The sequence below is a fragment of the Planomonospora sp. ID91781 genome (assembly GCF_015711595.1).
In the GTDB taxonomy this organism is placed as follows: domain Bacteria; phylum Actinomycetota; class Actinomycetes; order Streptosporangiales; family Streptosporangiaceae; genus Planomonospora; species Planomonospora parontospora.
The window spans coordinates 1873185-1885104 of record NZ_JABTEY010000001.1; the positions used below are offsets into that span (position 1 = coordinate 1873185).

Consider the following 11920-nt stretch of genomic DNA (forward strand, 5'->3'; position numbering starts at 1 on the left):
CGCTGAGGAGGGATAAAGTCGATGTCATCGTCAACGCGCCGGTGGCCTCGCTTCGGCCTGCCGACTCCGCGCCGGCGATCCGTCGTCCACGGCGGTGTGTCCGCGATGCCCGTCCGGGGCACCCGCCCGCGCCCTTCCGTGCGGCGACCGCTTTCCAACAGGACTGCCCCATGGATCGGGTGATTCTGGGCAGTGGCACGTGCGTCGAGGATTCAGACCGCTGGCGCGGATGGGACGGTGACCAATGCGAGGGCGTAATCTGCGGGGGGAACTCGACGCGTTCCTCGCCGAGCGCGAGGCGGAGCTGATCGGCTTCCGCCGAGACCTCCACATGAACCCCGAGCTGGCGTTCGCCGAATACCGCACGACGCAGCGCGTCGCCGAGCGGCTGGGCGCCGCCGGCCTCGTGCCCACGGTGCTGCCGCGCGGCACCGGCCTGATCTGCGAGATCGGCAGCGGCGAGGGACCGACGGTGGCGCTCCGGGCCGACATCGACGCGCTCCCGGTGCCCGACGAGAAGGACGTGCCCTACAGCTCGACGGTCCCCGGCGTCTGCCACGCCTGCGGCCACGACGTGCACACCGCGATCCTGCTCGGCGCCGGGCTCTTCCTCGCCCAGCAGGCGAGGGCGGGACTGCTGCCCGGCAAGGTCCGGCTGCTGTTCCAGCCCGCCGAGGAACTGCCCGGCGGGGCGCTGGAGGTCCTGGCCGCGGGCGGCCTGAGCGGGGTCGACCGGATCTTCGGCCTGCACTGCGACCCCAAGGTGGACGTGGGCAAGGTCGGCCTGAAAGCCGGGCCCATCACCTCCGCCTGCGACCGGGTCAACATCCGGGTCGGCGGCCCCGGCGGGCACACCGCCCGGCCCCACCTCACCGTGGACCTGGTCTTCGCGCTCGCCAAGATCCTCACCGAGCTGCCCGCCGCGCTCTCCCGCAGGGTCGACCCGCGCTCGTCGCTCAGCCTGGTCTGGGGCCGGGTCGAGGCCGGTTCGGTGGCCAACGCGATCCCGGACGACGGCCTCGCCGAGGGCACCCTGCGCTGCCTGGACGAGGAGGCCTGGCACGCGGCCCCCGACATGATCAAGTCCTTGCTGGAGTCGGTGGCCGGGGCCTACGGCGTCGAGGTGGACCTGGACTACGTGCGCGGGGTGCCGCCGGTGGTCAACGAGGAGGACAGCGTGCAGATGCTGTCCGAGGCGGCCGAGAGCATGCTCGGCGAGGGGGCCTCGGTGCCGACCCAGCAGAGCCTGGGCGGCGAGGACTTCGGCTGGTACCTCGAGTCCGTCCCCGGGGCGTTCGCCCGCCTGGGCACCCGCACGCCGGGCACGGTGCACGCCGGTGACATCCACCAGGGCACCTTCGACGTCGACGAGAGCTGCATCGGCGCGGGCGTGCGCTTCCTGGTCGGGACGGCGCTGACCGCCCTCTGGGAGGAGCGGCAGCCCACCGTCGAGGAGCCGCTCATCGTGGTGAACCTGGACACCTGAGCCCGCCGCTGGGGGCGGGCGGCCGTCGCGGTGAGCGTTACGTGATCGGATCGTTACGCCGGGAAATCCTACCGCCGGGTATATTCGGCCCCCCTCATGTGTCACAAGGTGGCGTGAGCTGGGTAACGGACCTATTGCGGACCTGTGTGCCGGTTTGGTCCGTGCTCACCGAACAACTATCTTCCGTGCAGAGTTGCCGTGCGTCTCTTCGCGCGTGCACTGAAACGCGAAGGGAGTCCATCTTGCTTCAGAACCGACTCGGCAAGCTGGCCGCGACCGCACTGGCGGGCAGCATGCTCATGGGCGCCGCCGCGTGCGGCGGCAGCGATGATTCGGCCACCACGGCCTCGCCGGGTGCGGGAACGGGCAGCGCGGCTCCGGCCGCCACCGGCCCCAAGGTCGGTCTGGCCTACGACATCGGCGGCCGCGGCGACCAGTCGTTCAACGACGCCGCCGCCGCGGGCCTGGACAAGGCCAAGGCCGAGCTCGGCCTGGCCGACACCAAGGAGCTCGAGGCCGGGAACGGCGAGACCGAGGCGGCCAAGGAGGAGCGGCTCCGCCTGCTCGCCCAGGGCGGCTTCAACCCGATCATCGCGGTGGGCTTCGCCTACTCCGGTCCGGTGAAGAAGGTCGCCACCGAGTTCCCCGACGTCAAGTTCGCCATCGTCGACGACGAGGCGGCGCAGGGGCCGAACATCTCCAACCTGGTCTTCGCCGAGCACGAGGGCTCCTTCCTGGTCGGCGCCGCCGCGGCGCTGAAGTCCGAGAAGAACCACGTGGCCTTCGTCGGCGGCGTCCGCACGCCGCTGATCGACAAGTTCCAGGCGGGCTTCACCGCCGGTGCCAAGGCGGTCAAGCCCGACATCAAGGTCGACGCCGACTACCTCAGCGAGCCGCCGGACTTCAGCGGCTTCAACGACCCGGCCAAGGGCAAGACGATGGCCGAGGGCATGCTGGACGGCGGCGCCGACGTGATCTACCACGCCGCGGGCGGTTCCGGCGGCGGCGTGTTCGAGGCCGTCAAGGCCGCGAACGCCAAGGCCATCGGCGTCGACTCCGACCAGGCCAAGACGGCGGCCCCCGAGCTGCAGTCCGTGATCATGACCTCCATGATCAAGAAGGTCGACGTGGCGGTCTTCGAGTTCCTGAAGGCGGCCGCGGCGGGCAGCGCCAAGGCCGGTCCGACGGTCTACGACCTCAAGGCCGGCGGCGTCGACTACTCCACCACCGGTGGCCAGGTCGACGACATCAAGGCCAAGCTCGACGAGTACAAGCAGAAGATCTCGGCCGGGGAGATCACCGTTCCGGCCAAGACCTCCTGACCTGATATCAATGAAGGGCCCGGCGGACGAGTCCCCGGGCCCTTCGCTCTCTTCTCACCCTCGGTAAACCAACCCTGGCCATCCGTCATGGAGGAGGCCGTCATCAGCACCTCGACACCGGCCGTCGAGCTTGAGGGGATCACCAAGCGGTTCCCCGGCGTCGTGGCCAACCGCGACATCTCCCTGTCCGTGCAGCAGGGACACGTGCATGCCATCGTCGGCGAGAACGGCGCGGGCAAGTCCACGCTCATGAAGATCCTGTACGGCATGCAGCGCCCCGACGAGGGAGAGATCCGCGTCAACGGGACGGCCGTGGGCTTCCGCTCCCCCGCGGACGCCATCGGGGTCGGCATCGGCATGGTCCACCAGCACTTCATGCTGGCCGACAACCTGACCGTCCTGGAGAACGTGATCCTCGGCAGCGAGCCGCGCAGGGCGGGCGTCGCCATCGACTTCGGCACCGCGCGCAGGAGGATCCGGCAGATCTCCGACACCTACGGCCTGGGCATCGACCCCGACGCCGTGGTCGAGGACCTCGGCGTCGGCGCCCGGCAGCGGGTGGAGATCCTCAAGGTCCTCTACCGCGGGGCCCGCATCCTGATCCTGGACGAGCCGACCGCGGTGCTCGTGCCCCAGGAGGTGGAGGAGCTCTTCGGCAACCTGCGCGAGCTGGTCCGCGAAGGGCTGACGATCATCTTCATCTCGCACAAGCTGGACGAGGTGCTCTCGGTCGCCGACGCCATCACCGTCATCCGGCGCGGCACCACCGTGGCGAGCGTCGACCCCGGGGACGTGACCGCCCGGCAGCTGGCCGAGCTCATGGTGGGCAGCGAACTGCCCAGCCCGGAGACCCGCGAGTCCACCGTCACCGACGTGGTCGCCCTGTCCGTGCGCGACCTGTCCGTCCACTCGGCGGACGAGCGCTGCATCGTGGACGGGGTCAGCTTCGACATCCGCAAGGGCGAGGTCCTCGGCATCGCAGGCGTCGAGGGCAACGGCCAGGCCGAACTGGTCGAGGCCATCATGGGCATGCGCGCCGCCGAGGGCGAGATCCGGCTGGGCGAGGAGGACATCTCCGCCTGGACGACGCTCCGCCGCCGCGAGGCCGGCATCGGCTACATCCCCGAGGACCGGCACCGGCACGGCCTGCTGCTGGAGGCGCCGCTCTGGGAGAACCGCATCCTCGGCCACCAGACCCGCCGGCCCAACGTCAAGGGCCCCTGGATCGACCGGGCCGGAGCGCGCGAGGACACCCGGCGCATCGTCGACCAGTACGACGTCCGCACCCCCGGCATCGACGTGGACGCCGCCGCGCTGTCCGGCGGCAACCAGCAGAAGCTGATCGTCGGCCGGGAGATGAGCGGGGACCCGGTGTTCCTCATCGCGTCGCACCCCACCCGGGGCGTCGACGTCGGCGCCCAGGCCGCGATCTGGGACCACCTGCGCGCCGCCCGCGCCGCGGGCCTCGCCGTACTGCTGATCTCGGCCGACCTGGACGAGCTCATCGGCCTGTCCGACACGCTGAAGGTGATCCTGCGCGGGCGCATCGTCGCCGACGTGGACCCGCGGGACGTGACGCCCGAGCGGCTCGGGTCGGCCATGACGGGCGCGGGCGAGGCGGCATGAACATCCACACGGCGTACGCCGGATCCGGAGCCATCGCATGAAACCCGCTGAGTCGAGCTTCGCCGACCGCCTGCTCGGGCGGGTACGGCTGAGCGGACTGCTCTCACTCGCCGCGCCCGTCGTGGCGATCCTCTTCGCCGCGCTGATCACCTCGATCGTGCTGCTGGCCACCGGCGCCCCGCCGCTGGACACGCTGGCCATCATGGGCGAGTACGGCGTGCAGCCGCGCTCGATCGTGCTGACGCTGAACGACGCGACGACCTTCTACCTGGCCGCGATCGCGGTGGCGATCGGGTTCCGGATGAACCTGTTCAACATCGGCGTCGACGGCCAGTACCGCCTGGCGGCGCTCATCGCCGCCGCGGTGGGCGGCGCGGTCGTCCTGCCCGGCCCGCTGCACATCGTGCTGGTCATCCTCGTGGCGATGCTCGTCGGCGCCGGCTGGGCGTCGATCGCGGCGCTGCTGAAGGTCAAGCGAGGCGTCAGCGAGGTCATCTCCACGATCATGCTGAACGCCGTCGCCACCGCGCTGGGCTCGTGGCTGCTCAACCGGGAGCGCCTGGCCGTCGAGGTCTCGGGCAGCAACAACATCGGCACCGAGCCGATCGCCGAGTCCGGCCGGGTGCCCGGCCTGGCGCTCATCCCGGGCACGGAGAGCAAGGTGTTCGGGCTGATCTTCCTGGCGATCGCCGTGGGCATCGGCTACCACGTCCTGCTCAACCGGACCAGGTTCGGCTTCGACCTGCGGGCCACCGGACGGTCGGAGACGGCCGCGGTCGCCAGCGGCGTGAGCGTCAAGAAGATGATCGTCATGGCGATGCTGCTCTCCGGCGCGGCGGCGGGCCTGATCGGCATGCCGCAGCTGCTGGGGGCGTCCTACTCCTACAGCCTGGACTTCCCCACCGGTCTCGGCTTCACCGGCATCGCGATCGCGCTGCTGGGCCGCAACCACCCCGTCGGCATCGCGTTCGGCGCCCTGCTCTGGGCCTTCCTGGGGACGTCGGCGGGGATCCTCCAGCTCCACGACATCGCGCCCGAGATCGTGCAGATCATGCAGGGCACCATCGTGCTCTCGGTCATCATCGCCTACGAGCTGGTCCACCGCTATCAGATCGCGGCCGAGCAGCGCCGGGTGAGCAAGGAACTGGCGAGCGGGACCCCGCCCCAGGCTGAAGGAGCATCGGCATGACCGAAGAGAGGGACACCACCGCAGAGATGCGGGTGGAGCAGGTCGAACGGGTCCCGTCGAAGTTCCGCTTCACCTGGAAGGTCCTCCTGCTCGCCCTCGGCGCGCTGGTCCTGCTGCTGTCGTTCACCCGGTTCGTCACCGGGGCCGTCGACCTCACCTCCGCGGGCGCGATCAACGCGACCGTGGCCCTGGCCGTCCCGATCGGCCTGGCCGGTCTCGGCGGCCTGTGGTCCGAGCGGGCCGGCGTGGTCAACATCGGCCTCGAGGGCATGATGATCCTCGGCACCTGGGGCGGCGCCTGGGGCGCCATCCAGTTCGGCAGCCCCTGGGCGGGCGTGCTCGTGGGCCTGCTGGGCGGGGCCTTCGGCGGCCTGCTGCACGCGGTGGCCACCGTGTCGTTCGGGGTGGACCACATCATCTCGGGTGTCGCGATCAACATCCTGGGCCTGGGCATCACCCAGTTCCTGTCCAAGGTGACCTTCGCCGAGATGAAGGGCGGCGGCGACACGCAGTCGCCTCCGGTGCCCAAGCTGGACCCCGTCAGCATCCCGGGGATCGGCGAGCCGCTGAAGTCGCTGGAGGAGCAGCGCTGGTTCCTGCTCTCCGATCTGGCGGGGATCCTGCGCGGCCTGACCACCAACGTCTCGCTGGTGACCGTCCTGGCGATCCTGCTGGTCCCGCTGACGTTCTACGTGCTGTGGCGGACGGCGTTCGGCCTGCGGCTGCGCTCCTGCGGCGAGCGGCCGGTCGCCGCGGAGTCGCTCGGCGTCAACGTCTACACCTACAAGTACGTCGCGGTCGTCGTCTCCGGCGCGCTCGCGGGCCTGGGCGGCGCGTTCCTGTCGCTGGTGGCCTCCAGCGCCTACCGCGAGGGCCAGACGGCGGGCCGCGGCTTCATCGGCCTCGCCGCCATGATCTTCGGCAACTGGCGGCCGGGCGGGCTGGCGGCCGGTGCGGGACTGTTCGGCTACACCGACGCCCTCCAGCTCCGCCGGGGCGGCGAGTCGGTCCACGCGCTGCTGCTGCTCGTGGCCGTCCTGCTCGCCGGGGTGGCCGTCTACCAGCTCGTCAAGCAGAGCCGCACCCAGGCCGCGGTGTTCACCGGAGCCGGGGCGGTCATCGTGTTCGCGCTGTTCGCGCTGACCGACAGCATCCCGGCGCAGTTCACCTCGGTCACCCCGCACATCACCACGCTGCTGGTGCTCTCGCTGGCCGCGCAGCGGCTCCGGCCGCCCGCGGCCGACGGCGTGCCGTACCGGAAGGGACAGGCGAAATGAGCGTCTCTGTCGACTGGGCCGCGCTCAAGGCCGAGGCCGTACGGGCCATGGGCAACGCCTACGCGCCCTACTCGAAGTTCCCGGTGGGCGCCGCCGCGCTGGTGGACGACGGGCGGATCGTCTCCGGCTGCAACGTGGAGAACGCCTCCTACGGCGTCGGGCTGTGCGCGGAGTGCGGGCTGGTCTCCGCGCTCCAGGCGAGCGGCGGCGGCCGGCTGGTCGCCTTCACCTGCGTGGACGGGCACGAGGAGCTGCTCATGCCGTGCGGGCGCTGCCGCCAGCTGCTGTTCGAGTTCGGCGGCCCCGAGCTGCTGATGGAGACCGTGGACGGGCCGAAGCCGATGGCGGAGATCCTGCCGTACGCCTTCGGACCCGACGACCTGAGCCGGGGGGCCTGAGACCTGTGGACGCGATCGACGTCATCGTCACCAAGAGGGACGGCCGCGAGCTGTCCACCGCGCAGATCGACTGGGTGATCGACGCCTACACCGGGGGCGTGGTCGCCGACGAGCAGATGTCCGCGCTCGCCATGGCGATCCTGCTCAACGGCATGACGCGGCGGGAGATCGCCGAGTGGACCCAGGCCATGATCCGGTCGGGGACCCGGATGGACTGGTCCGGGCTGCCGGGCCGTACCACCGACAAGCACTCCACCGGCGGCGTCGGCGACAAGATCACGCTGCCGCTGGCCCCGCTGGTCGCCGCGTGCGGCGGGTACGTCCCGCAGCTGTCCGGCCGCGGCCTGGGCCACACCGGCGGCACGCTGGACAAGCTGGAGTCGATCCCCGGCTGGCGGGCCTCGCTCTCCAGTGACGAGATGCTCGGCGTGCTGCGGGAGGCCGGGGCGGTCATCTGCGCGGCGGGCGAGGGGCTCGCCCCGGCGGACAAGAAGCTCTACGCGCTGCGCGACGTGACCGGCACGGTCGAGGCGATCCCGCTGATCGCCTCCTCGATCATGTCCAAGAAGATCGCGGAGGGCACCGGCGCGCTGGTGCTGGACGTCAAGGTCGGCTCGGGCGCGTTCATGAAGACCGTGGACCGGGCGCGGGAGCTGGCCACCACCATGGTCGAGCTGGGCACCGACGCCGGGGTGAACACGGTGGCGCTGCTGACCGCGATGGACCGGCCGCTGGGCCGGGCGGTGGGCAACGCGCTGGAGGTGACCGAGTCCGTCGAGGTGCTCGCCGGCGGCGGCCCCGAGGACGTGGTCGAGCTGACCGTGCGGCTGGCGCGCGAGATGCTCCAGGCCGCGGGGCTGGACGGCGGAAAGGACCCCGAGCAGGCGCTGAAGGACGGCTCGGCGATGGACGCCTGGCGCCGGATGATCAGCGCCCAGGGAGGTGACCCGGACGCGGCGCTGCCCAGGGCCGCCGAGACGATGGAGGTCGTCGCGCCCGCGACGGGCGTGCTGACCCGGCTCGACGCCTACGGTGTGGGGCTGGCCGCCTGGCGGCTCGGCGCGGGCCGGGAGCGCAAGGAGGACCCGGTCTCCTTCGGCGCGGGCATCATGCTGCACGCCCGGCCGGGGGACGCGGTCCGCGAGGGCCAGCCGCTGATGACCCTGCACGCCGACGAGACGGCCCGCTTCGACCGCGCGCTGGCCGCGCTGGACGGCGCCTACGCGATCGGTGAGGCCGGCGAGGTGGACCTGCTCCCGCTGGTGATCGACCGCATCAGGGCGTGAGCGTCGGAAGCTGACCCTCGAGGTCCCGGCCGGAGGTCTCCGGCGATCGGCGCGGCGGCCGGTCACCGCACGGCGGTGGCCGGCCGCCACCGTGTTCGGGGTGCGCGCTCGGGGTGCGTGTTCGGGGTGCGTGCTCAGGCGGGGAGGGACGCCTCCGCGGAGTCGAAGATCCCGGCGACGACGGCGCGGTGGGTCGGCAGGGCGGCGGCGTGGCGGGCGCGGCCGTCCTCGGTGATGCACACGAAGATGCCGCGCCGGTCGGCCTCGCACATGCCCCGGCTGACCAGGCCCGCCTTCTCCAGCCGGGCGACCACCCGCGAGCAGGCGCTCTGGCTCAGGTGCACCGCGTCGGCGATCTCCTGGACGCGGTATTTCGGCCGGCCGCCCTCGACCATGCGCTCCAGGACCTCGAACTCGCTCATGCCCAGGCCGTGCCTGTCGGAGAGCTCCCGCTCCAGCGCGCAGGCGGTCACGGAATGCCTGGCCAGCACTTCCCGCCAGGCGCGGACGGCGGACTCCTCGCTCATGCCGCGGATCCTAGCATGCGTGAACATCAAATGCATGGTAATTAAATTCTGTTGCATTAGATGCGTCTGCATGTATTGTTGGGCCTCATGATCCCTTCCTCCACCGAAGGACGCTGGGACGCGCGCCTGTGGGCCGCCCTGGCGGTCCTGTGCGCCGTCGTCTTCCTCGACGCGCTCGACGTCTCCATGGTCGGCGTCGCGCTCCCGTCCATCCAGGCGGACCTGGGGCTGTCCACCGACTCCCTGCAGTGGGTGGTCAGCGGTTACGTGCTCGGTTACGGCGGCCTGCTCCTGCTCGGCGGCCGCACCGCCGACCTCCTCGGCCGGCGCCGCGTCTTCCTGGTGGCCCTGGCGGTCTTCGCCGTGGCCTCGCTCCTCGGCGGCCTGGTCAACGACGGCACCCTGCTGATCGCGGCCCGGTTCGTCAAGGGCATCAGCGCCGCCTTCACCGCACCCGCCGCCCTGTCCATCATCACCACCACGTTCGCCGAGGGACCGGCCCGCAACCGGGCCCTCAGCATCTTCACCGCCTCCGGCGCCAGCGGGTTCTCCCTGGGCCTGGTCATCTCCGGGCTCCTGACCGAGCTCGGCTGGCGCTGGACGTTCCTGATGCCCGTCCCGGTCGCGGTCATCGCCCTGGTCGCCGCCCTGCGGTTCCTGCCGAAGCGGCCCGAGGAGCGGGCCGAGAGCGGCCACGACCTCGTCGGCGCCGTGACCATCACCGCCTCGATGCTGCTGCTGGTCTTCGCCGTGGTGGAGGCGCCCGAGGCCGGCTGGGGCTCCCTGCGCACCGTCGGCTCGCTGCTCGCCGCCGCCGCCCTGCTGGCCGCCTTCGTGGTGACCGAGCGGAGGGTCAGGCACCCGCTGGTACGGCTCGGCATCCTGCGCTCGGGCCCCATCGTCCGGGCCAACCTCGGCCTGGTGATCCTGTTCGGCTCCTACGTCGGCTTCCAGTTCGTCGCCATGCAGTACTTCCAGAACTTCCTGCACTGGTCCCCGCTGGAGACCGCGCTGGCCTTCCTCCCGGCCGGCCTGCTGGTGGCCGTCACCTCGACGAAGATGGGCGACCTGGCCGACCGCTTCGGCACCGCCCGGTTGATCGTGATCGGCTCGGCCGCGCTGGCCGCCGGATACGCCTTCTTCCTCCGCGTGGACGGGGCGCCCGACCTGGCCACGCTGGTCATCCCCGGCATGGTCCTGCTGGGCGTCGCCTTCGCGCTGTCCTTCCCGTCGCTGAACATCCAGGCGACCAACGGGGTCGCCGACGACGAGCAGGGCCTGGCCTCCGGCCTGCTCAACACCTCCGGCCAGGTCGGCGGCGCCGTCGTGCTCGCGGTGGTGACGGCGGTGCTGACCTCCAGCACGAGCGCCGACCCGCTCGACGGATTCCGCGCCGCGATCGCGGTCTCCGGCATCCTCGCGCTAGCCGGTCTGGTGATCGCCCTCACCGGGCTGCGCGGAGCCCGTACGGCCGCCGCCGAGCGGAAGGAGGAGCCGGTCCTGGAGCCGGTCTGAGGACGGAGCCGACCGTTCGGAGGCGGAGCCGCCCGTGGGCGGAACCGGCCCGGGGACGGAAGATCAGCCGGGGACGCCCGCGCCCCCATGGACGAATCAGGGGCCCATGGGGGCGGGTGCGGATCTCCGCGCGACGAGGGGCGGCCGGGGCGGTGAACCCGCGGGGGTTCCTGGGCATCTAACCTGGCAGGAGGCCCACATGAACCGCTCTCGCGCCGCACTCGTGATCATTCCCCTCGCCCTGCTGACCGGCTGCGGCGGTTCGACCGGTCAGGCGGACCCGGCCGGCCGGACCACCGGGATCACCGGCTCCCCGTCCTCCGGGGTCGCCTCCGACGCCGGGACCGGATCGGCCCCACCCGACGCGCAGGACCCGCCCGCCGCGCAGGACTCTCCGGGCGCGCGGACCCCGCAGGGGAGGACCTCCGCCCCGCAGGCGCCGCCCACCGGGCCGGAGCCGCCGACGAGCACCGCGGCGGTCCGGGTCGAGCGGCACCCCGACGAGCCGCCGCTCGTCACCGGCGTGCGCTTCGCCGAGCACGGGGGCTACGACCGGGTGGTGATCGACTTCAGGGGGGACCTGCCCGGATACACCGTGGACTGGGTGCCCGAGCTGGTCCAGGACGGGTCGGGGGAGCCGATCGACGTCGAGGGCGGGGCCTACCTGCAGGTGACGATGCTCCCGGCGAACGCGCACACCGAGTCGGGCACCCCCACCCTGACGGGCGGGCCGATCCTCCAGGCCGGGCTGGGCAACGTGCGCAGCGTCGTGAAGACCGGCGACTTCGAGGCCGTGGTGGGCGTGGGCATCGTGCTGGAGCGCAGGGCCGGGTTCCGCGTCACCGAGCAGAAGCAGCCGAACCGCCTGGTCATCGACGTGGCCCACTGAACCCGCGGCCCGGGCCCGGTGGCAAGATGGTCCGATGGTGAGGAAAATCGACAGCGCGACGCGGATCCCCGTACCCGGGGGAAAGATCATCGACGAGTACGTCGGCCGGGTCAACAGCGGCGACGCCGGGATCTCCATCGCGCACATGAAGGCCCCCGCGGGCTGGGACGAGCCGGCCCAGACGCCGGAGTTCGCGGAGTACACCCTGGTGCTCTCCGGAACGGTCGTCGTCGAGCACGCCGAGGGCACGACCGAGGTGCACGCCGGCCAGGCGTTCGCCTGCGAGCCGGGGGAGAAGGTCCGCTACAGCTGCGGCCCCGAGGGCGCCGAGTACGTCGCCGTCTGCCTGCCCGCCTTCTCCCCGGAGACGGCACGCCGTGACGGATAGCCCGCGCGGCCTCCGGC

11 protein-coding genes are annotated in these 11920 nt (G+C 71.8%); 10 read left to right on the plus strand and 1 reads right to left on the minus strand.

Annotated features, from left to right (window positions below; translation table 11 throughout):
• Positions 1 to 244 precede the first annotated feature (244 nt).
• The 7 genes from HS048_RS08735 (at position 245) to HS048_RS08765 (ending at position 8584) form a co-directional block, all read left to right on the plus strand.
• Positions 245 to 1486 (plus strand): amidohydrolase, encoded by a 1242-nt coding sequence (locus HS048_RS08735; RefSeq protein WP_196466647.1) that lies wholly within the window; start codon positions 245 to 247, stop codon positions 1484 to 1486.
• Between the two features lie 242 nt (positions 1487 to 1728).
• On the plus strand, positions 1729 to 2808 hold the full coding sequence (locus HS048_RS08740; protein WP_157237462.1) for a BMP family protein: 1080 nt from the start codon (positions 1729 to 1731) through the stop codon (positions 2806 to 2808).
• 87 nt (positions 2809 to 2895) lie between these two features.
• Positions 2896 to 4434, plus strand: a complete 1539-nt coding sequence (locus HS048_RS08745) for an ABC transporter ATP-binding protein (RefSeq protein ID WP_068896669.1) — start codon at positions 2896 to 2898, stop codon at positions 4432 to 4434.
• Positions 4435 to 4471: 37 nt separating this feature from the next.
• Positions 4472 to 5623 (plus strand): ABC transporter permease, encoded by a 1152-nt coding sequence (locus tag HS048_RS08750; RefSeq protein ID WP_068896670.1) that lies wholly within the window; start codon positions 4472 to 4474, stop codon positions 5621 to 5623.
• A complete protein-coding gene (locus HS048_RS08755) occupies positions 5620 to 6900 on the plus strand; it encodes an ABC transporter permease (RefSeq protein ID WP_084008216.1) in 1281 nt (426 codons plus the stop codon). The genes HS048_RS08750 and HS048_RS08755 overlap by 4 nt, the downstream gene beginning before the upstream one ends.
• The gene (locus HS048_RS08760; RefSeq protein WP_068896671.1) at positions 6897 to 7298 is read left to right on the plus strand and encodes a cytidine deaminase; all 402 of its coding nucleotides are present in this window, start codon (positions 6897 to 6899) and stop codon (positions 7296 to 7298) included. Before HS048_RS08755 ends, HS048_RS08760 begins: the two co-directional genes overlap by 4 nt.
• 5 nt (positions 7299 to 7303) lie before the next feature.
• A complete protein-coding gene (locus tag HS048_RS08765; protein WP_068896672.1) occupies positions 7304 to 8584 on the plus strand; it encodes a thymidine phosphorylase in 1281 nt (426 codons plus the stop codon).
• A 134-nt stretch (positions 8585 to 8718) separates the two neighbouring features.
• Here HS048_RS08765 and HS048_RS08770 read toward each other — a convergent pair whose 3' ends face one another.
• On the minus strand, positions 8719 to 9111 hold the full coding sequence (locus HS048_RS08770) for a MarR family winged helix-turn-helix transcriptional regulator (protein ID WP_068896673.1): 393 nt from the start codon (positions 9109 to 9111) through the stop codon (positions 8719 to 8721).
• Between the two features lie 87 nt (positions 9112 to 9198).
• Between HS048_RS08770 and HS048_RS08775 the strand changes: the two genes are divergently transcribed.
• The 3 genes from HS048_RS08775 to HS048_RS08785 all read left to right on the plus strand — a co-directional run bounded on the left by HS048_RS08775 (position 9199) and on the right by HS048_RS08785 (position 11903).
• Complete coding sequence (locus HS048_RS08775) at positions 9199 to 10626, plus strand: MFS transporter (protein ID WP_230880777.1); 1428 nt, start codon at positions 9199 to 9201, stop codon at positions 10624 to 10626.
• A 199-nt stretch (positions 10627 to 10825) separates the two neighbouring features.
• The gene (locus HS048_RS08780; RefSeq protein WP_196466648.1) at positions 10826 to 11515 is read left to right on the plus strand and encodes a hypothetical protein; all 690 of its coding nucleotides are present in this window, start codon (positions 10826 to 10828) and stop codon (positions 11513 to 11515) included.
• A 34-nt stretch (positions 11516 to 11549) separates the two neighbouring features.
• A complete protein-coding gene (locus tag HS048_RS08785) occupies positions 11550 to 11903 on the plus strand; it encodes a cupin (RefSeq protein ID WP_068896675.1) in 354 nt (117 codons plus the stop codon).
• Positions 11904 to 11920: the final 17 nt, after the last annotated feature.

Excerpts from the sequence above, each read along its gene's own strand:
- HS048_RS08735 (WP_196466647.1), top strand. The coding sequence starts at position 245 with ATGCGAGGGCGTAATCTGCGGGGGGAACTCGACGCGTTCCTCGCCGAG.
- HS048_RS08745 (WP_068896669.1), top strand. The coding sequence starts at position 2,896 with ATGGAGGAGGCCGTCATCAGCACCTCGACACCGGCCGTCGAGCTTGAG.
- HS048_RS08750 (WP_068896670.1), top strand. The coding sequence starts at position 4,472 with ATGAAACCCGCTGAGTCGAGCTTCGCCGACCGCCTGCTCGGGCGGGTA.
- HS048_RS08755 (WP_084008216.1), top strand. The coding sequence starts at position 5,620 with ATGACCGAAGAGAGGGACACCACCGCAGAGATGCGGGTGGAGCAGGTC.
- HS048_RS08760 (WP_068896671.1), top strand. The coding sequence starts at position 6,897 with ATGAGCGTCTCTGTCGACTGGGCCGCGCTCAAGGCCGAGGCCGTACGG.
- HS048_RS08770 (WP_068896673.1), bottom strand. The coding sequence starts at position 9,111 with ATGAGCGAGGAGTCCGCCGTCCGCGCCTGGCGGGAAGTGCTGGCCAGG.
- HS048_RS08775 (WP_230880777.1), top strand. The coding sequence starts at position 9,199 with ATGATCCCTTCCTCCACCGAAGGACGCTGGGACGCGCGCCTGTGGGCC.
- HS048_RS08780 (WP_196466648.1), top strand. The coding sequence starts at position 10,826 with ATGAACCGCTCTCGCGCCGCACTCGTGATCATTCCCCTCGCCCTGCTG.
- HS048_RS08785 (WP_068896675.1), top strand. The coding sequence starts at position 11,550 with ATGGTGAGGAAAATCGACAGCGCGACGCGGATCCCCGTACCCGGGGGA.